The organism is Shewanella glacialipiscicola, from assembly GCF_023283485.1.
Lineage (GTDB): Bacteria > Pseudomonadota > Gammaproteobacteria > Enterobacterales > Shewanellaceae > Shewanella > Shewanella glacialipiscicola.
The window spans coordinates 1-23,060 of record NZ_JAKILU010000036.1 but is presented as its reverse complement, the minus strand read 5'-3'; the positions used below and the strand labels follow the sequence as shown (position 1 = coordinate 23,060).

Below are 23,060 nucleotides of genomic sequence, written 5' to 3'. Positions count from 1 at the left end.
GGTTATGGGAAGGATGGTTCAAGCTGCAAACTATCCTTGAAGGCTATGAATTGGCACAGTCTCTTGAGCACGAGATGTGATCAAGAGACAGGCCTGAGGCACCTTTTTTATTGAGCAGTCCCTTTACAGAGAAGCACTGCTTAGCTGAATTAACCTTAAGCGAGCAGTTTTTTCGCCGCAGCAATCACGATAGCAATCGCGTCCACTTCGGTTTTCTTCATTGTGGTTTCATTAGGGATTTCTTGCTGAGTGCGGTTAACAATAACCCCTGCTACACAGGCTGCACGCCAACCTTGAGTCGCGCACATAGTGAATAAGGTGGATGACTCCATCTCATAGTTCAACACACCCATGTCTTGCCACTCTTTCATTGATCCTGCAAAGCGACGTGTTATACGGCCACTGACAGTGTCGTAACGCTCTTGACCTGGATAGAAAGTATCAGAAGATGCGGTAATACCAATATGTGGTTCTACGCCAGCATCACGACACGCTGCAACCATAGCGGTAGTACATTCAAAGTTGGCAACCGCAGGAAACTCCATAGGTGCAAAATGTAAGCTCGCGCCATCTAAACGAACTGAAGCTTGGGTCACAATCACGTCACCTACATTCACATGAGGTTGGATAGCGCCTGTAGTACCAATACGCAAAAAGGTATTCACACCCAATTGTGCAAGTTCTTCTACTGCAATAGAAGTCGATGGACCACCGATACCGGTTGAACACACGACGACAGGCTTACCATCGGCATACGCTAAATAGCTGGTATATTCGCGGTGGCTAGCAAGAAACGTCGCATTATCCATTAATTCGGCAATACGTTTTACACGCTCTGGATCACCTGGCACGATTGCCAAGGTAGCACCATCGAGCATCGCTTTAGTCAAACCTAAGTGAAATACATCAGCCATTGTGAAAACCCCTTTCATTTTTGATAATTAAATTCTTATTAAATCGACTTTAACCTAGTATCGAAGCGGTGAAGGTTAACTTGATCACAGAATTATCGGCAAGAAGTAATTGTTTAGTCGTAATGAAATTACTCATTGCATGTAAATCTGATCACAAGATAGCAAATTTACTCGCGTTACGGACGTTAGTCTGATTTGTGCCAGACAAAGTGTGAGCTAGATCCGGCTCAACTGCCATCACTTATGATTAATAATGTGTAGTCTACTGATTTATATTAGATTTAAATAAATCGGCCTTTAGTATTAATCTAACGCTGAGCAGAATTTGAGCAAAATGACTTCTTATCGCTAAGTATAAAGGTTAGGGTTAAAGCGAAACTAACTGTGAAATAGTGACGATAAGGAGAATACCGATGTTTCCAGAATACAGAGAATTAATTTCTACCCTAAAGATCAAGGATGCTCATTTTCAACGTAAATTCGATGAACACAATCAATTAGATGAGGAAATCAAACAGCTGGAAAAACGTGTGGGCAGTGATTTCAATCCCGCGGTGAAGGAGCTTAAAAGTAAGAAATTACACCTAAAAGAAGAAATTTATCAGATCCTCAAATCCCACGGATAACTTCAACGTTCTCTATATAACCATTCTAGATAGTAATAAGGGCGCCTAAACGCCCTTATTACCGTAACCTCAATCGCTTACAGATAGTAATCTTTCAGCGGGGGGAACCCATTAAAACACACTGCTGAATAGGTCGTTGTATAAGCACCAGCAGTTAACCAATACATACGATCACCAATCGCTAAATCATTTGGTAAACCATAACTGTAGTGCTCGTACATAATATCAGCACTGTCGCAGGTTGGGCCAGCAATCACGCATTTATCCAGCTCGCCTTGACGATCGGTATAAATCGGGAACTTAATCGCCTCGTCCATCGTTTCAATCAAGCCTGAGAATTTACCCACATCGGTAAACACCCAACGCTCTAACGCTGTGTAGGATTTTTTGCTGATCAGTACGACTTCAGAAACCAAAATTCCCGCGTTAGAAATCAACGAACGGCCCGGTTCCAGAATGATTTGCGGTAAATCGTCACCAAAATCTTCCTTCAGGAAGTGAGTAATCTGCTCGGCATATACACCCAATTGATTAGTTTTATCAATATAGTTAGCAGGAAAACCGCCGCCCATGTTGATCATCTTCAAGGTAATATTGTGCTCATCACGCAGACGGTCAAAAATGCTTTTCACTTTACCAATAGCGGAATCCCAAGCACCAATATCGCGTTGCTGAGAGCCTACATGGAACGAAATACCAAAAGGTTCTAAGCCTAATTCCTGCGCCAATACTAATAAGTCATAGGCCATTTCATTTTGGCAGCCAAATTTACGTGATAATGGCCAATCAGCTGTATCTGTGCCTTCGGTCAGAATACGCACATAAACACGCGATCCTGGCGCTTCTTCGGCGATCATACGCAAATCGGCTTCAGAGTCGGATGCATACATACGCACACCGCGTTCATAAAATGCACGTACATCTTGGCGCTTTTTGATGGTGTTACCGTAGCTTACGCGATCGGTTGTTACACCTACATTCATCACCATATCGAGCTCATAAATTGAGGCGATATCAAAATTTGATCCCTTATCTTTTAACAAAGATAAGACCTCGGCCGCTGGGTTTGCCTTGACTGCATAATAAACGTTGGCGTAAGGAAAACTATTAACCATGTCATCGTATTGTTTCGCTATGATACTGGTATCGATCACGACGAATGGGGTTGCTTTGTCTTTGGCAAACGCTTCAATACGCTTGAAGGTATCCATGTCATAATAATCAGCAACATCAATAGATTGAAATTGGCTCATTGGGCCAGAGTCTCCTTGGGGTCAGATAAATAAACGTGAGTATAATGTCTTAAAAACGTGCGCAGTAAACGATATTTCCTTACTTTACGCAATGAATTTTTATGCCAAATTTATAACTTTTTATTCTTAAGTGAATTAGCGGTAGACTACTTTAAAAAAGCATTTGTAAAACAAATGATTATAAACATAAACCCTAAGGCAAACGAGCGTTCATCATTCAAACAAAAATGAATTGTTACAATGCGAACAAAAGGGAAATAGATAGACACGTGATGGCTAGAATAGCCAGCACAAAGTCACTTGTTTTAAGAGGCGATCACACCGCCAAATAACGCGAATGTGATGCCTTAATACTGAGGTATTTAACTAAATGGTTACTGCGGTTGGTTAAGTTTCGCGAGCGCTTGGCTCAAAGCCTCACTGGAATCAAAATAGGCAATATCTACAATGTTACGTTGATTGAGCAATATCATAGTGGCCATATCTTTAGTGTCTGGTAATAAACGACTGATCTCCCCTTCTCTATCTAAGCCAATCGCAAAAGGTAAATCTTTCATTTGTGGTACAGCAACAAACTTAGCAATCAAAGAGGGCATGCCACTAATATCGGCGACATAAACCAAGCCAGTAGGCATTTGAGTTTCACTCAAAGGAGTGAGTGTTTCTTTAATAATATCGCCACCTTTCATACTACGGCTAAAGAGTAACACTTGGGTTTTATCCGTCACTGTAACGGCTTTATCATGCTGATCGAGCAGTGTAATAGAATTAACCATATCTCCGGCAACATAACTTGCCGCAAGCGCCCATACTGGGGTCAATAGACAAGACAGGCATAACAATAGCGTTTTCATAAACACTCAACTCCCTTAATTGGATAAGCTAACAGCATACCTGACTCACCCAATTCACTCATTAAACCAACCGCGATTACATGATACGCTTCACAGATGAATGGCGAATCAGTACTTGTACTGGCGTCTACACTATACTGATGCGGTTAAATTTATTACAGAGATATCATAATGATAACACCGGGAATCAATCAAGAATTACAACAATTACAGGGTGTTTATCAACTGGTCACAGAGTTTTTAGTCACCTATAGTTTCCAGCTCGTGGGCGCCTTACTGATCTTTTTACTCGGTCTATGGGTCGCCAGTAAAGTATCGCGCTTAGTGGCTAAACAGTTCAAAAAACACAATGTAGATATCACCCTCAGCAATTTTGTCAGTAACCTTATCCGTATTCTCATCATCGTTATGGTCGGGATTATTGCCCTGAGCAAAATCGGCATCAGCGTGACCCCTATGGTGGCTGCAATCGGTGCCATCTCTCTGGGCGCGGGTTTAGCGCTGCAAGGTATGTTGGCGAACTATGCTGCTGGCGTAACCATTATTGTAACGCGACCTTTTGTCGTGGGTAACACGATTGAAATTAAAGGAGAAAGTGGTGTTGTTAAACGTATTAATTTAGGCATGACCATTCTCACTAATGAAGAAGGCGAACAAATTAATATCCCCAATAAACATATTGTTGGTGAGATTCTGCATAATTCCTTCAGTAATAAGTTAGTAGAAACCCAATTTAATCTCAGTTACAGCACAGATCCCGAACACGCCATTAGTGTGCTCACTGAGTTATTAAGCAACAATCCCTATGTTTATCAAGAGACCACGCCCAATATCGGCATCAATGGTTTTAATGCTGTCGGGATTGAAATGAGCGTACGTTATTGGGTGCCGACGCAAAGCTATTTTCAACACAAATATAAGGTGAACTTAGCGCTCTACAACGCCCTTAAGCAGGCAGGAATAGAGATTGCGTGCCCTATTAAAGAGGTGCACATACAACATCAATAACGCTAATGATTTAGGGTGCTTGATTAAACTAGCCCTCTAAATCACATACTGAAAATGAATTTGTGTAAGAGTACCGTGTCTGTATTGCCATCTATTATTGACTAGTCATTTACAACGATTCATTCGCGCGATGAGACATCAATATCTTCGTAATATCAACACTCTAAGCGCAAAAACAATACTGATAGCAAGACCAAACGTAAGTACGCAGATACAGACAATTAGACTCAGCCATCAGCCCACCTTGCCCCAGATTGTCCCGACGCGCATCTAGATTGGGTAGTTTTACTCAGTTTACCCCCCGAATAACTTTATTTTTCTGGCACTTATTTTGCGTAAACATATCGTGTTCAATTACGGCAATGTGTATGTTCTCGGGCAATTCCCCTAAAAAAGTGTGTGACCAGTCATTTAACCGTTTACTTGGAGAAACCAGCGGTGCGTTTGCCGATCTCGGCACTTTTTTACCTTTGGTACTCGGGCTTATCGCCCTCAATCAATTTTCAGCCCAAGGAATATTTTTGGGTTTTGGGCTATTCGCTATCCTAAGCGCGTTATTTTACCGCCGCCCAATTCCCGTACAACCGATGAAAGTCATCGCGGCACTCGTTATTGCCCAAGGGCTATCACCTGGAATGTTACAAGCAAGCGCCATGTTAATGGGGATAATACTGCTTATTCTTGCCTTTAGCGGTGCGATTACTTGGTTAGCTAAACAACTCTCTCAAGCCGTGAGTGTCGGTATCCAGCTCGCAATCGGTCTACAGCTGATGTGGATGGGCGTAAAAATGATGAGTGAGTTTTGGTTATTAGGTTTTGGTGCTTTTGGACTACTCTTTGTCAGTAAATTTTTACCGCTACGCTACTTAGCGATGCCTTTAGTGATTACAGCAGGGATGATTTGGCAGGCAAGTACACAAACAGGCTTAACCAGTAATAATCTTGATATTCAAGCAATGACAACGCCATTTCAGTTAACTTGGCCGACAGCGGTCGAATGGACTTCCGCCGCCCTTTTACTGGTAGTACCGCAACTGGCATTGACGCTAACCAATGCCGTTATTGCCATTTCAGCGATGGCACAGGAAAAATTTCCCGAAGATGCCGCTAAACTCACGCCAAAAAATCTTGCGATAACCTCAGGCCTAGCCAATTTATTACTCGCGCCCTTTGGCGCCTCAGCCATGTGCCACGGCGCAGGGGGTCTCACAGTGCAATATCATTTTGGCGCACGCACTTATCTTGCACCACTTATTTTTGGCAGTACTTGTTTGATTATCGCCCTCTGCTGGGGCAGTAATATCGCTTGGTTATTAAGTTTAATTCCGATGGCGATCCTCGGTAGCTTACTGACGATTGCGGGGTTACAACTGGCGTGGTCGAAACGCTTAATCGATGGTAGACCTTTTTGTATCTTGGTGATTTTATCTACCGCTGTCACTTGCTTTGCAATCAACGCTGCCGCCGGACTTGCCGTGGGTATTATTCTAGAGCAAGTTCGCCGCAGGGCCATATTAGCCATGCGTTAAGTTTAAGTTATCTGAGTATCTTATCCCTTAGGTAAAACCACTGTGACAACGCAACCTTGCTGCCAAGGTAATATCACTTCACTGCTGCAATCTTGGCAGTTTTCGATTTGAATGCTGCCGTGGTGGCGAGTGACAACATCTTTACAAATAGCTAAGCCGAGCCCTAAACCTTCATCTTTAGTCGATGCGAAAGAAGCCATCAACTCGCTCGCCTGCCCTAGTAGCCCTTCGCCATTATCAATCACTAACACTTTGATTTCATGGGGCTGATAATAAATATCGATCCACAATTGACGCACACGATTATCACCGCAGAGATCTAGCGCATCTAAACTATTTTTGACCAAGTTAACCCACATCTGGCTCAAACCAACGCTATCGCCCATTAATTCAAAGGATTCTCCATGAACGTTCACATGGCTATGTATTTGAGCACGATCTAGCTCACGCCGCAGTAAAGCTAAGGCTTCTTTCACTACGAGTACAATATTTAAAGATTCAGCCTTTGCCTGACGGCGTTTCAGTAAGCCGCGAATACGGTGTACAACAGCGCCCGCACGAATAGATTGAGCATTAATTTTACCCAGCACATCATAAAGTTCTGGATTATCCTGCCCCAATCGCTCCAACTGCAGCATAGCGCCTTCGCTGTATTGAGTGATGGCAGCAATGGGTTGATTGAGTTCATGAGCAAGACCCGCGCCAATCTCCCCCAAAATCGCCGCGCTTTGTAGGCGTTCAAGTTGCAGCGCTTTATCTTTTAATTGCCGTTCTGTGTTGAGTAAAAATTCACTTTTCTGGCGAAACTTATACTCAAGCCATAAGTGGTAAATCGTGGATATGATAAAAATTAGCAGTAGTGCACCACCCCACTCTTTGTTTTTTGCCATCCATTTATGAACCGTTTGATAAAGTGGCGGCGATCCGCGCTGTAGCTGTAATTCCTTAAATAACTCAATGACTTTTAGCTGACTTATCGGCGCAGTCCAGCCTAAAGTATCAGCCGTAATCGCCGCCACGTGGTCAGCAGGCAAATCAAATAAGGCGCGGGTAATCGCCATTGTGAGCTGAGGAGGAACGGTATCCGCCGCCGCAAATGACCAGTTGGGATATAATGTAGTGCTGACCTCGCAATCATATCCAGCGGGCGTATTCGGATGGATCACTCGGTAATCAGCTTGATTAACCAGACCCGTTTCGATCATTTCCTCTAAGGTACAAAAAGGCACAATGGCAGCATCGGCGTTGCCATCGCGTACTTGATAGACCAATGGCTCAAGCGGAAACCCAAGAAAGCGCACTTGTCCAAAAAACTCTTCAGAAAGAAAGCCCATTTTATACAACAAGCCCATGGCGGCTTGGTACCCGCCTAAGGCTTGCGGATCGCTGGCGACGACATTGCGCCCGCGCAAATCCCGCAGAGTGCGGATAGGGCTATCGGCGCGCACGATAATCGTCGCGCCGATAGTAAAAGTGCTTCCCTGATGTTTACGGCTCTTCATAGTCGCCAGCCAAGACAGCGGGAAATGATTACTTAAGTGCAAATACTGCCCAGGATTGGTGATAATAAATTGCAAATCATGACTGAGTAACTGGCTGCGCATGCCATTAAAATCAACGGGCACAACCTCAAAATGGCTATTAGGCACCTGCTCAGAGAGATAATCCATCATAGGTTGCCAACGCTGTTTGGCCTGTAATACGCCGTGATTAGCTAACACGCCAACTCTAAATTGATGCTCTTTCAACGCTTCGCCAGCGATGCTAACGCTAGAATGGCATAACGCCATCCCACTCACACACAGCAGTAACCAATAGGCAAACGTGTTAAATAGTGAAGACCGCTTCAAGGACTCATGTTTTTTCATAGGTATTGTTTGTCTTTCTGAGCCTTGTAATACATGCCAAGACCATAACTTACCGCCATTATTGCTGCTGTGAAATGCCGCCAAACTCTGACATTAAGATCATAGAACAAGGCTAATTTAGTGATATATCTCCCAAGACCTAGGCTTAAAATTGAGCTAAGTCCCTCTGCAGCTTAAGCTGTTCATGCCCTCTAACTCCAGCAGGAAAGCTATGTTTACCAAATTGCCATTGTATTTAGTTGATGACGATGCTGCGATCCTCGATTCTTTGGGGTTTATGCTCAGCCAATTTGGCTATCAAGTGCAAACCTTTAGTAGTGGCCATGAATTTCTCAAGCGCTGCGCATTATCTCAGGCAGGTTGCGTTATTTTAGATAGCCGTATGCCTGAAATCACCGGCCAGGAAATACAACAAAAACTACTGGAGACTAAAAGCCCATTGGGGGTGATATTTCTTACGGGTCACGGTGATTTACCTATGGCATTAAGTGCTTTTCGCAAAGGGGCCTGCGATTTTTTTCAAAAGCCAGTGTCAGGTAAATCATTAGTCCAAGCCATTGAAAAGGCACAGCGAGAAAGTCTGACCAACTTCGAACAACAAAGCTTGCAGCAAAAGTTTGAAAGACTCACCGAACGAGAACAACAAGTGTTAGCCCATCTCATCCAAGGCATGACCAATAAACAAATCTCGGAGGTGATGTTTTTATCGCTACGCACAATTGAAGTGCACCGCGCAAAAATCATCAAAAAACTCGAAGTCAATAATATGGCAGAACTGGTGCAGCACTTAGGTAATTTGAACTCAATCCTATAAGTCATAATTACTCTCTACTCAACCTCGCGGCGCCGAATCAGTTACGTATAAAACAGGGCGTTAAATCATAAGTAAGTCATCCGCTTAGCAATAATAACGGTTGTAAGTTAGCTATTTAACTTTGTTGAACACGGTTTGACTAAACTGGCATTAGCCCGTTTTATTTGTTATATTTCATCTAACTCACTGTAAGAATAAAGAAATTACTGATGGACAATCTCATCATAAAACCAGGCTATGTCACATTATTCCAATGTATTGGGCCAGAATGTGAAGACAGCTGTTGTAACGATTGGCGCATATCTTTTGATAAAAAAAGCTATAAAAACACCATCAAACATCCATTACTCGCCACAACGGCAAAAACGGCCTTTATTGAAACAAAAAAAAGCGCTAATGATTGGGCCGATATAAGGCTCAATGAACAAGGTGTATGCCCATTCGTTAATGAACAAAAGCTGTGTGATGTCCATGCAAAAGCGGGTGTGCAGGCGCTGAGCCACACATGTAAAACATATCCAAGGATCCACAAGGTCATTGGTGGCAATAAACATGAAAGCCTCTATTTATCTTGCCCAGAAGTCGCTCGCTTGGTGCTATTCAACCCTGATGCGTTCCAATTTAACACCAACAGAAGTGGCACAAAACAGTCATCATCACCCAGCCCGCTATGGTTAGAAAAAACCCATGAATCCTGCATCGATCTATTGGTGAATATGAAAGGAGGCTGGCAACAAGCATTGCTGGCAATTGGACTATTAATCAAAGTATGTGACCAAGTTCGTCAAAATACTCTGCCAATTGAAGAGCTCGATAAGCGCTTACAACAACTGAAATTGTATGCTGAGTCAGGAGCGTTGGCGGAGCAATATGAAAAGTTACCTTATACACCTCCGCCACAGATGCATGCGTTTATCACGGTTCACAATGAACTATGTAAGTCGCACTCAAGAGGGGCACGCGCAAGATTTACCACGCTAAATGAAGCGGTTGGCGTATTGTGTAATGAAGAAAATGAGTATCACATTGATGCGTTGAATCAAGCTTGGACAGAACATGCGGCGCCGGCTCTGGCTGGGCATAGCGAACTTTTTGAACGCTATATTTTGTATTCTATTTATCACAACCACTTCCCTTTATTAGACTCACAACAACCCTCTTGGGAAGCATTTCGTTTACTCGTGCTCGATTGTTTTATGATCCGTTGCTATTTATCTGCGATAGCCTTTAAAAATAAAGGGTTATCAGAAAGTGATATTGTGATGTGTTTTCAGATTTATCAAGTCGTTAGACAACATAAGATTGAATTCGTAAAAAGTATGAGCGCAACATTGCAAGAATGCGGAATAGACAGTGTGCCTGCCGCTATTTGCCTTTTAAAAACCCAAGCTTTAATACTATAGCTATTAACACGCCTTTCACTGCACATAAGCCACGCTATGTGGCGGAGTAAACTGCGACAAACTGTCGCAGTTTGTGCATTTGGCTTTGTTAAATATTATCTCTACCCGCACACTTGTGTATTAGGTTCCTTCCTTTGTGCCCCGCAGGCGCTCAAGAAATCCACTGCTTTGAACCTCCACCCGAGTGCAACTATGTCCTCGGGTATTTTTCAAGCCAGATATCACGGTTTCAATTAATCCCTGCGAGTCTCCTTTAAAATTTTGGTGACCATGCTGCCTCAAAATCAGCAGTACAACCCTTTCCCTGTAAGCGCTTATTTTTGCAGCCAAAGGCGCGCGAAAGATCGCAAACTCCTTTGGCTTTTCTCGCTATAACTTGAATTATTGTCATCTATCCCCATATCTACTCCATTATCCACCGCGTGATTTGTCATTGCGGGCCAGAAGAGGATTCATTGTGACCACTATCGTATCAGTACGCCGTAATAATCAAGTTGTCATCGCCGGCGATGGCCAAGTCTCCCTAGGCAATACTGTGATGAAAGGTAACGCCAAAAAAGTGCGTCGCTTATATCACAACAAGGTACTGGCAGGTTTTGCTGGCGGCACCGCCGATGCTTTCACTCTATTTGAGCGTTTTGAGGCCAAACTCGAAATGCACCAAGGCCATTTATTGCGCTCGGCCGTTGAGCTTGCCAAAGATTGGCGTACCGACCGTATGCTGCGAAAACTCGAAGCTTTGCTCGTTGTCGCCGATGCCGAAACCTCGCTTATCATCACAGGTAATGGTGATGTGGTGCAGCCAGAATACGATTTAGTTGCTATCGGTTCGGGCGGCAATTATGCCCAAGCCGCGGCGTTGGCCTTATTGCAAAACACTGAATTGTCGGCCTTAGAAATCGCTGAAAAATCCCTGACTATAGCGGGTGATATTTGCGTATTTACCAATCAATTTAAAACGATTGAAGAACTCAATTACTAAACAGCCCGTGAGGAATATATGTCTGAAATGACCCCCCGTGAGATTGTCCACGAGCTGGATGCACACATTATTGGCCAACAAAAAGCCAAACGTTCTGTTGCTGTCGCCCTGCGTAATCGCTGGCGCCGGATGCAATTGGATGCTGATTTCCGTCAAGAAGTCACCCCAAAAAATATCCTCATGATTGGCCCAACTGGCGTAGGTAAAACTGAAATTGCCCGCCGTTTAGCTAAGTTAGCTAACGCGCCATTTATTAAAGTCGAAGCGACTAAGTACACCGAAGTCGGTTATGTCGGTAAAGAAGTCGAGCAAATCATCCGCGATTTAACCGATATCGCCATCAAGCTCACCCGCGAACAGCAAATGGGCAAGTGTCGCCAACTTGCAGAAGAACACGCCGAAGAACGTATTCTCGATGCCCTGTTACCTAAGCCTAAAAATGACTGGGAAAGCACAGAAACCGACTCAGGCTCAAATACCCGCCAAGTATTTCTAAAAAAACTTCGCGAAGGTCTATTAGACGACAAAGAAATCGATATTGACGTGGCCCAGCCACAGGTCGGCGTCGAAATCATGTCGCCTCCGGGTATGGAAGAAATGACAAACCAGTTGCAAAGCCTGTTTAAAAACATGGGCCAAGCACCTGCTAAACGTCGCAAGATGAAGATCAAAGAAGCCTTTAAGTTATTAATAGAGGAAGAAGCGGCTAAGCTGGTTAACCAAGAAGATTTAAAAGAGCAAGCCATTGAGATGGTTGAGCAAAATGGTATCGTTTTTATCGACGAAATCGATAAAATCTGTAAACGCGGCGAAACCTCTGGCCCCGACGTTTCCCGTGAAGGTGTGCAACGTGATTTACTGCCACTGATTGAAGGCTGTACTGTCACCACTAAGCACGGCATGGTGAAAACCGACCATATTTTGTTTATCGCCTCTGGTGCATTCCAGATGTCTAAACCGTCAGATTTAATTCCTGAATTACAGGGTCGTTTGCCGATTCGTGTCGAGTTAGATGCGTTATCAGCCAATGATTTTAAACGTATTCTTACAGAACCCCATGCATCACTGACCGAGCAATATATCGCGTTAATGGGCACTGAGGGCGTGAAAATCGAGTTCACAGAATCGGGTATCGACAGCATTGCCAAAGCCGCATGGCAAGTGAATGAGCGCACCGAAAACATTGGTGCTCGCCGTTTACACACTGTGATGGAAAAACTGATGGAAGATATCTCTTACGATGCATCGGAAAAATCAGGCTCTGCTTTTGTTATCGACGCCGATTATGTTAGCGCTCACTTAGATAACTTAGTCCAAGACGAAGATCTCAGTCGCTTTATCCTTTAAGCGGTAAGGTTGATAAAACTTGAATCTAGGCAAAGGTTTGGTATGCCATTAAATACCAAGCCATCCAAGGGCAAAACTGTGATCACGGCTAAGGCATACTCTTTGTATCCTTAGCCGTTAATGGTTACAGTAATCAGGCATTATTTTAATGAGCCGTTATCTTATTTTTAGCATTTTTTGGTAGCCAACCTATGACCACAGCAACGCCCAATGTCACCGACCTAAAACTGAAACGTAAATCGCGCATTCTAGAAATCAGTTTCGATAATGGTGAGCAACATCAACTCAGCTGCGAAATGCTCAGAGTCTACTCGCCCTCGGCTGAAGTACATGGGCACGGCAATCCTAAGCTGGTCACCCACAAGAAAAACGTCAACATCAGCGCCATAGAACCCGTCGGTAACTACGCAGTGAAAATCGTCTTTGATGATGGCCACGACACCGGTTTATTCTCGTGGAAAGTGCTCTACGATCTCGCCACCCACCAAGTGGATCTATGGGAAAAATACCTCGCCCGCCTACGTGCTGAAAAAGCCTCGCGCGAACCGCTGATCGCGATGAATATAAAGTACAACTAATAGGTTGCTAATCGGTTGAATAGCCCGCTAAACCTTAATCGTGCCAAGCTAGAAAGCTCTGCGCTAAAGGCTGAATTGGTAGTATCAAACTGATAAATATTCTATTTCCCACGATAACACTTAAAGTCGTGGGGCTTCACCCCACACCCGACCAAGGAGGACTGCTCGTCCTATCCTCCTTGGATGCTCCAAGACGCCCCCAACGGAGTTGAAAACCCCTTAGGTATTTAGCGTCCTTATGCTATCGCGTCAGACGCTCGTCCCTGATTCGACTGACGCTATCTCGGCATCCATGTCTCGCTCACGCAACGAACGCAAATGCCCTGCGGCAACTCCGAGGGGAAGGTGAACTCCTGTAACTTCTGTGTTGGCTTTACATCTAAAAAAAGTCTTGCATATCCTATCTTCGTAAAAAAAAACGATCAGAAATCATGCGCATACACACTATCTACCCATAATTATTTTTTTATCGTGTAAATTACATTTAAAATCAGTAATTTGAAAATTATCATGTAAAGTGACCTAATACCAATCGTATTAAATATCTGTTCATTCAGCGGGAGTTCAACGCGCTTTAGAGAAGGCGAAGGATTGAAGACATAGTGGTGCTCTGTCGAAAGCCTTAAACGCAGTATAAAGCGCGTTGCCATGCAGTTAAATCAGCCGCCCTTTGGGAGCCTCACAGGTATCCCACTCCCGTGTTGCATTAACTTAAAAGGGAATAACCATTTCTGCGTCAATGCGTCTCGGATTGAAATACCTGTGAGGCTCTGAACTGATTAGATATTTAATGTGACTGGTATAAGATAATGCGTACAATACAAATGCTATGAATCTGGAGGATTATGAGAGTCATTCAAGATCAATTTGATAAGTTAATTGAAGATTTAATAGCTGAAAACCCAGAGAAAGCTAAAGAGCTTGATATTAACAAAATAATATCGAAACAACTTCCTGAGTTTACAAAGATAATTTCAGACTCATTAGCTAAGTCGGCAACTGAAATGCTTTCAAATCGACGAGATGAATATGATTCATTTGTTACGGATAACATTAAACTTTGGCAATCAGGATTTGACTTACTGGAGACTCATATTTCAATTTGCACAGAAGCAGGAGAAAATATCAATTCAGAATACCGAGAAAAAGCTGTCGAAAAAAGTGATTTGGTTTTTGATTTATTAATACGTCACCATGCTAGAGCCTGTCATATTGCAAATGAAGTTTTATGTCTATTGAAAAATGGTTTCCCTGATGCTGCTCACTCACGTTGGAGAGCATTGCATGAGCTTAGTGCTACAGCCATGCTTATCTTTAAACATGGGCAAGAGTGTGCAGAACGCTTTCATTTTCATAACATAATCGATTCTTATGATGTAATGAATGAGCACCATAAATATGAGGACAGACTTCAAGCAAAAGGTCCAACAGCAGCAGAGCTAGGAGACATGAAACGAATTTATGATGATATTATTGATAAATATGGAAAAAGTTTTTCAGGCCATTATGGTTGGGCGGCATATTTATTTCCTCAGATTAAACGCGTTGGTTTTGGCCCTATCGAAATGGATGTTGGCTTAGACCATATGAGGCCATATTACAAATGGGCAAGTCAAAATATTCATGCTGGTTCTAAAGGTTTACGAAATAGATTAGCCCTTGAAAAATGTAACGAAGACATTCTCGTTGTCGGGCAAAGTAATTCAGGTATGACTGACCCTGCACACGCAACAGCCATTAGCTTAATGCAAGTAACATGTACGTTACTTCAGCTTAATCCATCAATAGACTGCATTGTAATTATGAACATTACCCAAAAATATTCAGATAATATTGGCGATGAGTTTCTTAAACTATCAGTCCATACTAATTCATAATAAAATGAAAACAATTTTATTGAAGCACCCATTAATTTTATTTAGACACCTATTGTTAAATTTTAAAAAATGGAGTGTTAATACTCTTTTTAAATACTAGCAAACAACACTAAAACTTCAGAAGTTCACCTTCCCCTGCGAAGTTGCTGAAGGGCGTTGAAGAAAATCGCGTGACGCAGACAGGACGTCTGCGTAGCTTTCGGGGGGAAGGGACACCCCATCGGAAGCGTTAGCTATTTTCGAATAAGCACGTAGCCAGTAACTAATGCATGTAACTTCGCTAGGGACGCCGGGGGATTTCCAAAAAGGGAGCAGGCGCTTTTCCCCTTTTGGTCGGGTGTGGGGTGAAGCCCCACGACTTTGATTTGGCTTTTAAAAGCCTTTTAAACGCAATTAAACGCAATTAAACGAAGTTTACAGATAAACCTCTTTGTCGAAATCACGACAAATACCCTGCTTTGTGATCCTCACTGCAACCCAATTCGTAATGTCAGGGAATATCCCATCGCGAAATGCTTAACCGCGAAAGTCATTCACCAGAGCCCAGTTAATGCAACCACAGCAGCCATTACAGCAATTTAATACAGTGCGGTTAATTTTAGGCGATCAACTCAATGCGCAGCATTCTTGGTTTAACCGTGTTGATGATCACGTGCTGTATGTGATTGCAGAATTGCACCAAGAAAACACTTATGTGACCCATCATGTGCAAAAAATATGTGCCTTTTTTGCGGCAATGACGCAATTTGCCCAAGCGCTTCGCGCGCAAGGGCATCAAGTGCTCTATTTAACCCTTGACGACACCTTCAATAACACTCAGGGCTATAGCGATCTACTGGGGCTTATTCAACATCAAGTGACACAGGTTGGTGCGATTAAGTTTGAATACCAAAGGCCAGATGAATACCGTTTGCTTGAGCAATTGAGCCAACTTAAGCTTAACACTGCCGTGGTGAACTGTGTCGATACTGAGCATTTTCTATTGCCGTTTGACGAAATCGATACCCAGTTCCCCGTCGGCAAGCACATTATGATGGAGCACTTTTATCGCCGTATGCGTAAGCGCTTCAATATCCTTATGCATGAAGACAAGCCCTTGGGTGGGCAGTGGAATTTTGATGCGAATAATCGTCAAAAGCTGAAAGCTCAGGATATAAAAATCTTGCCTGAGCCATTGATGTTTAGCCTCGATGTGACGGATATTGTCGCTAGGCTTGAGCGCCATCACATTCCGACCATGGGCCGTATTGATGCCCCCTTGTTGTGGCCGATAAACCGCGAGCAAAGCCTTAGGCTACTCACATATTTTTGTCAGATTTGTTTACCTGCATTTGGTCGCTTTCAAGATGCAATGACACAGCAACACCCCGCTAAGTGGAGCCTGTACCACAGTCGGCTCTCTTTTAGCCTTAACAGTAAATTAATCAGCCCGTTAGAAGTCATTAATGCGGCCATCGACAGTTATCAAACAAATGCTGAGATTGATATCGCCCAAGTTGAAGGCTTTGTAAGGCAGATATTAGGTTGGCGAGAATATGTTCGCGGCATTTACTGGGCTAATATGCCGCAGTACGCCAGCACTAACGCGCTCAATGCCACAATGACGCTGCCCGATTATTTTTGGCATGGCGACACTAAGATGAACTGCATGCGGCAAGCGTTATCCCAATCATTAGATTTTGCCTACGCCCATCATATTCAGCGCTTAATGGTGATCGGCAATTTCTGTTTATTAACCGAAATCGAGCCAAATCAAGTCGATGCATGGTATTTAGGCGTCTATGTTGATGCGATTGAATGGGTTGAAATGCCTAATACTCGCGGCATGGCATTGTTTGCCGATGGTGGCATTATAGGTACAAAACCCTATGCCGCTAGCGGTTCTTACATCAATAAGATGAGCGACTACTGCAACGGTTGTCATTACAAAATAAAAGAACGTAGCGGAAAAATGGCCTGCCCGTTCAATAGTTTTTACTGGCGCTTTATGGACAAACACCGCGCGCGATTGTCGCAGAACCCAAGGATCGGCATGCTATACCAAACTTGGGACAAAATGGACGAATCCGTACGGCACGCCATATTAGCTACCGCCGAATATAATCTCGCTCATTTAGACAAGTTGTAGTGATGAGCTTGTATCAAAGCTCAGTGATTAAAGCTCAGTCATATAAGGTTCAGCGACTAAAGCTCAACGATTAAATCTCAGTGATTGAAGCTCAGTTATTAAGGTTCAGCAATTAAGCTTGGTGATTAATACTCGTTAATGAGGCATTGGTAATGGAGCATTTTAAATGAAGATATTGATCGTCGGTGGCAATGGCGGCATTGGTCAAGCTATGGTTAAACAAATCCAAGTGGCATATCCAGCGGCTACCTTGCACGCGACCTATAGGCAAAACCGTCCAATAGACATGCAAGGTGTAGTTAACTGGCATCCACTGGATGTAACCAGCGAGGTCGAGATTAAGCAGCTTAGTGAACAACTAACTGAATTAGATTGGATTATTAACTGTATCGGCATTCTGCACACCCAAGATAAAGGGCCAGAAAAGAATCTACAGTCAGTCGATATCGATTTTTTACAGCACAATATTAGCCTTAATATGCTGCCCAGTGTGATGTTAGCCAAACACTTTAGCCATGCATTAAAACAAAGTGGCTCGGCAAGATTTATCGTGATATCGGCGAAAGTCGGCAGCATTAGTGATAATAGATTAGGTGGTTGGTACAGCTATCGCGCCTCAAAAGCAGCGTTGAATATGTTTTTAAAAACACTATCAATTGAATGGCAGCGAACAATGAAACACTGCGTGGTGCTGGCCCTGCATCCGGGCACGACTGACACGCCACTATCCAAACCCTTTCAGCAAAGCGTACCTAAAGACAAACTGTTTACCCCGCAATATGTCGCTAATTGCTTATTGCCCATTATCGCCAATGCCACGCCGGCACAAACGGGAAGTTTTTTAGCCTACGATGGCGCACTGCTACCTTGGTAAACCATAGCCGCAATGTTCAATTGCAGCTTACCCATCACATGCAACTTAACGCACTAACGCTAGCATGCGGCATTACGGTAATCAAAACCTTGCTCAAACCTTTGAAAACGTAATGTTAAATATATTTTCAACAATGAAAAATCACAATTCACCTCTGTATTCTTTCGTAATTCATCAGCCCTAGTACAAATTTAAATGAGTCTAAATGACTACAAAAGATAGTGCATTTGTACGATTGCCAGTGTTGTTACATTTAAATAACATCTAACTCTGCGTGGTGATCCACCACCGGTACAGTGTTAAACACAATGAATTTCTACAGGAGCAACAACTTATGCTCTGCGGTTATGGCAAAGCTGTCGCTTACCTCAATAGAAATCACGCTAAAAACGCTCGCTAGAGCCAGTTAAGTCGTATGGCATTTCACGTTATTTATAAAACGGAAAAAGGATTTCAAGCATGATGCTAAACAAAAAACTGTCGCTACTCTTCATTGCAGTATCAGCCACATTAGGCACATCAGCGTTTGCCGCCGATGTTGTCGATGTTGGTACACTCAGAAGCGCGTCTTCAAGCAACAACTTAGTGTCTCAGTTCAACTTAGACGCGGGTAGCCAACTCAAAGTTGAGAAAAAACTCGACCTAGGTAAAGGCAAGCAAAAACAGCGTTTACAACAATATTTCCATGACGTACCCGTTTATGGTTTCTCTGTTGCAACATCACAATCGAGCATGGGCTTTTACAGCGACATGTCTGGCCGCGTATTAAAAAATATTGAAAAGTCGGCTGATTTTGTCAAACCCACGTTATCAGCGAATAAAGCGTTAGACATTGCGATACGTGGCAAATCCGACAAAGCCGCTTTTGGCCTAAAAGCTGAAAACAAACAAGCTAAACTCTGGCTTTACCTTGATGATGCCACTAAAACTCGCCTCGTTTATGTGACATCTTTTGTGGTGTATGGCGATGAGCCAAGCCGCCCATTCACTATGGTTGACGCGCACTCTGGTGAAGTGATCAAACGTTGGGAAGGGATTAATCACGCTGCAACGGGGACGGGTCCTGGCGGTAACATTAAGACGGGTCAATATGAATACGGCGTTGATTTTTCGAACTTAGACGTTGAAGTGAGCGGTGACACGTGCACCATGAACTCACCTAACGTGAAAACCGTTAACTTAAACGGTGCCACATCAGGCGCAACAGCATTTTCTTACACTTGCCCACGCAATACCGTTAAAGAGATCAACGGTGCTTACTCGCCATTAAACGATGCGCACTATTTTGGTAACGTGATCTACAACATGTATAGCGAGTGGTATAACACTGCGCCGTTAACTTTCCAGTTAACCATGCGGGTTCACTACAGCAGCAACTACGAAAACGCCTTCTGGGACGGCAGTGCTATGACCTTCGGTGATGGCGCAACGACCTTCCACCCATTAGTCAGTTTAGATGTCTCGGCACACGAAGTGAGCCATGGTTTCACTGAGCAAAACTCAGCATTAATTTACGAATCAGAGTCAGGCGGCATGAACGAAGCCTTCTCAGATATGGCGGGTGAAGCTGCTGAATTTTACATGCACGGCACGAACGACTGGTTAGTCGGCGCCGATATATTTAAAGGTAATGGTGCATTGCGCTACATGGCAGATCCAACCTTAGACGGTATCTCAATCGGCCATATCGACAATTACTATGATGGTATCGACGTGCACCACAGTTCAGGTGTATTCAACAAAGCTTTCTATACGCTAGCAAACTTACCGGGTTGGGATACACGCAAAGCATTCCAAACATTTGTTGTCGCTAACCAATTATATTGGACTGCTGACAGTTTATTTTGGCAAGGCGCTTGTGGTGTTAAATCAGCAGCGACTGATTTAGGCTTAAATGCTGCCGATGTCGTCACTGCGTTTGCCGCAGTCGGTATCACACCTTGTGAAACGCCACCACCACCGCCACCACCAGAAGCCACTGAGCTCGCGAACGGTGTCGCCGTGACGGGTTTAGCGGGTACGTCGGGTAGCAAACAATACTACAAACTCGACGTAGCAAGCGGTGCAACTAACCTGAGCTTTAATATGTCAGGCGGCACGGGTGATGCGGACATGTATGTTAAGTTCGGCCAAGCTCCTACCTCTAGTAGCTATGATTGCCGTCCATACAAAGCCGGTAATGCCGAAAGCTGCCCTATCGATCTAGCCCAAACGGGAACTTATTGGGTCATGGTCAATGGCTACAGCAGCTATACAGGTGTGAGCCTAGTGGGTGCTTATGACGGCGATGACACACCCAACCAAGATCCTACCGCAAGCTTTACAGCCAGTTTTGCTAATGGTAACGGCAGTTTCACTAGCACCAGTACTGACAGTGATGGTGATGTCGTTTCATGGAGCTGGAATTTCGGTGATGGCACGAATGCTTCAGGCGCAAGTGTCAATCATCAGTATGCTCAGTCTGGCAATTACACAGTCACACTAACTGTGACCGACAACGATGGCGCAACAGCAAGCACTGCCACAGAATTTACGGTTGAAGTACCAGAAGTGGCGTTAGAGATGACAGTGAAAAATGCCAACAAGTCGCGTCACGGTAGCATACGTGTTGCGCTGGCATGGGATGGCAGTAATGCGAATGCATTCACTATCTTCCGTAACGGTGTTGCCGTGGGTACCTCAAGCGGTTCAGCGTTTATTGATCGTTTCAGCGATCTTGCGGGTTCGAGCTTCACCTATAAAGTATGTGAAACTAACGGTCCTTGCTCAAATGAAGAAACCGTTAATTTTTAATTACATAGTTTAATTGTAACGTGGCGCTAACCTAAAACCCTAGCGCCTACTCATCGATGAAACCCTTGTTTCTTGTTAATGCCACTTAGCCTTCTTGAGTGGCATTTTTTATGCTCAAACAACTTACTCCCGAATTCAAATCTTCGAGCAGGGGCAACAGCCCCAATGCAAAAATAATGGTTACTTCAAATATCCACTTTCACCTACGGGCTTCTTGAGCAACTTACGTTGTAACGTTCGGCGATGCATTCCCAATTGACGTGCGGTGACAGACACATTGCCTTGATTTGCATTTAGCACTTGCTGAATATGCTCCCACTCCAAGCGCTTAGGATTGAGTGGCGAATCATCAACGTCATCTTTTTGCAGCATATGGGTATGACCATCCATTTCTAGCGCAGCGAGCAAGGTTTGAGTATCAACAGGTTTAGCTAAATAATTATCGGCACCGAGGCGAATAGCCTCCACCGCAGTGGCAATGCTGGCGTAGCCTGTGAGTAATACCATAGTCACTTTGGGCAGTAAGTTACGCAGCGGTACAATTAAACTCAGCCCATTCACTTGGGCAAGTTTCATATCTAACAGAATGTGGCTCGGACAAAATTCCCGCGCCACCAGCAAAGCCGTACTCGCATCATGGGTTAAACGACATTCAAAGCCGTGACGAGTTAACCGTCGCCCTAAAATGCTGGCAAGTGAAAGGTCATCTTCTACAATCAACAAACGTTTCATGATGTTATCTCGTCAGGTACTTGAGTCTTCGGCCATAACGCCAGCTCTGGGTCCTTTAAAATAGTAAAGCGAATTTGTGCGACTGTGCCGCCTTGGGGATGATTAGCCAGAATCAACTCGGCCCCCAAACGCTCTAAGCTCGCGTGGCTAAGTAACAGCGCAGCACCTAATCCTTTAGGACTCTGGACTAACAAAGTCCCCAGTTGTGGCATTAAAGAAGGGGCAATGCCAGCGCCATAATCACGGATCTGCAAATAGAGTTGATCTACGTTTGGCGCTATATCCAAACCAATATCCACCTGCGGGATATTAATGGTTTCAACACTGGCACGGGCAGCATTTTCAATTAATGCCATGATCGCTGGCGTCAGGCTCATGTCAGTCAAAATACTCAGTTCTGACAATTGTTCCGGCGCACAGTTAATCAGCCAGTTCAGTTCGGTTTGCGGCATTAACAGTAAAATCTTTTGTTTTAAGCCTTCAATTATCTCTGTTATTTTTTGTGGGCGTTGGCGACGATCACGAATGGATTCTGTAGCTAAACGTAATTCGGCGAGGGTATGCTCACAACGGCCTAAAGCACTTTCCATTTCGGTAATCGTTACTGATGTGCCACTCATATCGTCTTTTACTTCATCAAGTAATAATCGCAAACTCGAAAGCGGCGTAGCCAGTTGGTGTGCCATTTGCGCCGATACGGTGCCAAGCGCTAATAACTGTTCTTGGCGCAATTGTCCTTCACGCATATATGCCAGCAGCTCATCTTGGCGGCGCATGCGTTTAGTGATTAACGCCACACTGGTTGTGATTACCAAAGCCGAAATCACAAAGTTAAACCACATGCCTAAATAATGAGAACTCATATCCATACCATGGTGCTGCATGGGAGATTCTGGCGCAGTAAAAATCATCATACTGTAAGCTAAGGTCGACATCGCAGTTAGCACCCAAGGTGCCCAAATCGGCAGGGTCACCGCCGCAAGTGCGATAGGTAATAACAATAAAGAGATAAAGGCATTGGTGGCCCCGCCGGAAAAGTACAACCAAGATATCCACAATAGCGTATCTAAGCTAAGTGCGATAAAAAGGCCACTCTCTTTTACAAACAAAGGTTTGCGTAGTGCTAATGTGAATGACAGATATAGCACTTCCAGTACAAATACATAGACCAGAGGTTGCATTTGTAAGCTAAGACCAAAGGTATCGGCGGCAAACAGAGTTAAGCTAATTTGTAGCAATAAACCTAAGGTTCGCAGCAACGCAACTTGGTCTGCAGCTTGTACACTGGTTCCGAAAATTTTAGCCATAGGGTCTCATTCTGCTTTAACGCACGTTTATAGCTGATGATTCTAAAAGCTTTTCATATTCAACGCACTTATTTAACCTGAACTCGATGTATGGACTCCACCAACCTACAGTCGTAAGTTGGTATCGACCAAAACAAAAGGAGTCCATACATGAGTAAGCCTACAATAATATC

19 protein-coding genes are annotated in these 23,060 nt (G+C 43.9%); 12 read left to right on the top strand and 7 right to left on the bottom strand.

Translation table 11 applies throughout. The features are described from left to right. Positions 1-155: 155 nt before the first annotated feature. Positions 156-914: a uridine phosphorylase gene (gene udp, locus L2717_RS17145; RefSeq protein WP_115406896.1), complete on the bottom strand. Its 759-nt coding sequence runs from the start codon at positions 912-914 to the stop codon at positions 156-158. Between the two features lie 413 nt (positions 915-1,327). Here udp and L2717_RS17140 point away from each other — a divergent pair, with 413 nt between their 5' ends. After that, positions 1,328-1,540, top strand: coding sequence for an HP1242/YdcH family protein (locus L2717_RS17140; RefSeq protein WP_220773529.1), 213 nt, complete (start codon positions 1,328-1,330; stop codon positions 1,538-1,540). Positions 1,541-1,617: 77 nt separating this feature from the next. Here L2717_RS17140 and L2717_RS17135 read toward each other — a convergent pair whose 3' ends face one another. Together L2717_RS17135 and L2717_RS17130 are read right to left on the bottom strand one after the other, a co-directional pair. Next, positions 1,618-2,793: a type III PLP-dependent enzyme gene (locus tag L2717_RS17135; RefSeq protein WP_220773530.1), complete on the bottom strand. Its 1,176-nt coding sequence runs from the start codon at positions 2,791-2,793 to the stop codon at positions 1,618-1,620. Positions 2,794-3,167: 374 nt separating this feature from the next. Then, entirely contained in the window at positions 3,168-3,647 is a 480-nt protein-coding gene (locus tag L2717_RS17130) for a hypothetical protein (protein WP_220773531.1), read from the bottom strand. 171 nt (positions 3,648-3,818) lie between these two features. Here L2717_RS17130 and L2717_RS17125 point away from each other — a divergent pair, with 171 nt between their 5' ends. Then, entirely contained in the window at positions 3,819-4,655 is an 837-nt protein-coding gene (locus L2717_RS17125; protein ID WP_220773532.1) for a mechanosensitive ion channel family protein, read from the top strand. 368 nt (positions 4,656-5,023) lie between these two features. Then, the gene (locus L2717_RS17120; RefSeq protein ID WP_220773533.1) at positions 5,024-6,184 is read left to right on the top strand and encodes a putative sulfate/molybdate transporter; all 1,161 of its coding nucleotides are present in this window, start codon (positions 5,024-5,026) and stop codon (positions 6,182-6,184) included. A 20-nt stretch (positions 6,185-6,204) separates the two neighbouring features. On the opposite strand, the gene L2717_RS17115 is transcribed toward L2717_RS17120, so the two are convergent. Beyond that, positions 6,205-7,974 (bottom strand): sensor histidine kinase, encoded by a 1,770-nt coding sequence (locus tag L2717_RS17115; RefSeq protein ID WP_220773544.1) that lies wholly within the window; start codon positions 7,972-7,974, stop codon positions 6,205-6,207. A gap of 289 nt (positions 7,975-8,263) precedes the next feature. Here L2717_RS17115 and L2717_RS17110 point away from each other — a divergent pair, with 289 nt between their 5' ends. The 5 genes from L2717_RS17110 to L2717_RS17090 all read left to right on the top strand — a co-directional run bounded on the left by L2717_RS17110 (position 8,264) and on the right by L2717_RS17090 (position 13,176). Then, positions 8,264-8,866, top strand: a complete 603-nt coding sequence (locus L2717_RS17110; protein WP_220773534.1) for a response regulator transcription factor — start codon at positions 8,264-8,266, stop codon at positions 8,864-8,866. Positions 8,867-9,075: 209 nt separating this feature from the next. Then, positions 9,076-10,269 (top strand): flagellin lysine-N-methylase, encoded by a 1,194-nt coding sequence (gene fliB / locus L2717_RS17105; RefSeq protein ID WP_220773535.1) that lies wholly within the window; start codon positions 9,076-9,078, stop codon positions 10,267-10,269. A gap of 457 nt (positions 10,270-10,726) precedes the next feature. Next, positions 10,727-11,251 (top strand): ATP-dependent protease subunit HslV, encoded by a 525-nt coding sequence (gene hslV, locus L2717_RS17100; protein ID WP_076499334.1) that lies wholly within the window; start codon positions 10,727-10,729, stop codon positions 11,249-11,251. 18 nt (positions 11,252-11,269) lie between these two features. Then, positions 11,270-12,598, top strand: coding sequence for an ATP-dependent protease ATPase subunit HslU (hslU, locus tag L2717_RS17095; protein ID WP_220773536.1), 1,329 nt, complete (start codon positions 11,270-11,272; stop codon positions 12,596-12,598). A gap of 191 nt (positions 12,599-12,789) precedes the next feature. Continuing rightward, positions 12,790-13,176 (top strand): gamma-butyrobetaine hydroxylase family protein, encoded by a 387-nt coding sequence (locus tag L2717_RS17090; protein WP_220773537.1) that lies wholly within the window; start codon positions 12,790-12,792, stop codon positions 13,174-13,176. Between the two features lie 458 nt (positions 13,177-13,634). Here L2717_RS17090 and L2717_RS17085 read toward each other — a convergent pair whose 3' ends face one another. Then, positions 13,635-13,826, bottom strand: coding sequence for a hypothetical protein (locus L2717_RS17085; protein ID WP_246611759.1), 192 nt, complete (start codon positions 13,824-13,826; stop codon positions 13,635-13,637). Between the two features lie 195 nt (positions 13,827-14,021). Between L2717_RS17085 and L2717_RS17080 the strand changes: the two genes are divergently transcribed. The 4 genes from L2717_RS17080 (at position 14,022) to L2717_RS17065 (ending at position 20,848) form a co-directional block, all read left to right on the top strand. After that, positions 14,022-15,053 (top strand): DUF5677 domain-containing protein, encoded by a 1,032-nt coding sequence (locus L2717_RS17080; RefSeq protein WP_220773538.1) that lies wholly within the window; start codon positions 14,022-14,024, stop codon positions 15,051-15,053. 550 nt (positions 15,054-15,603) lie between these two features. Further along, entirely contained in the window at positions 15,604-17,181 is a 1,578-nt protein-coding gene (locus L2717_RS17075) for a cryptochrome/photolyase family protein (RefSeq protein ID WP_220773539.1), read from the top strand. 166 nt (positions 17,182-17,347) lie between these two features. Next, positions 17,348-18,055 (top strand): SDR family oxidoreductase, encoded by a 708-nt coding sequence (locus L2717_RS17070; RefSeq protein ID WP_220773540.1) that lies wholly within the window; start codon positions 17,348-17,350, stop codon positions 18,053-18,055. Between the two features lie 459 nt (positions 18,056-18,514). Next, on the top strand, positions 18,515-20,848 hold the full coding sequence (locus L2717_RS17065) for a M4 family metallopeptidase (protein WP_220773541.1): 2,334 nt from the start codon (positions 18,515-18,517) through the stop codon (positions 20,846-20,848). 180 nt (positions 20,849-21,028) lie between these two features. Here the strand turns inward: L2717_RS17065 and L2717_RS17060 are convergent, their stop codons facing one another. Beyond that, complete coding sequence (locus L2717_RS17060; protein WP_220773542.1) at positions 21,029-21,580, bottom strand: response regulator transcription factor; 552 nt, start codon at positions 21,578-21,580, stop codon at positions 21,029-21,031. After that, complete coding sequence (locus L2717_RS17055) at positions 21,577-22,887, bottom strand: sensor histidine kinase (RefSeq protein WP_220773543.1); 1,311 nt, start codon at positions 22,885-22,887, stop codon at positions 21,577-21,579. Before L2717_RS17055 ends, L2717_RS17060 begins: the two co-directional genes overlap by 4 nt. Positions 22,888-23,060: the final 173 nt, after the last annotated feature.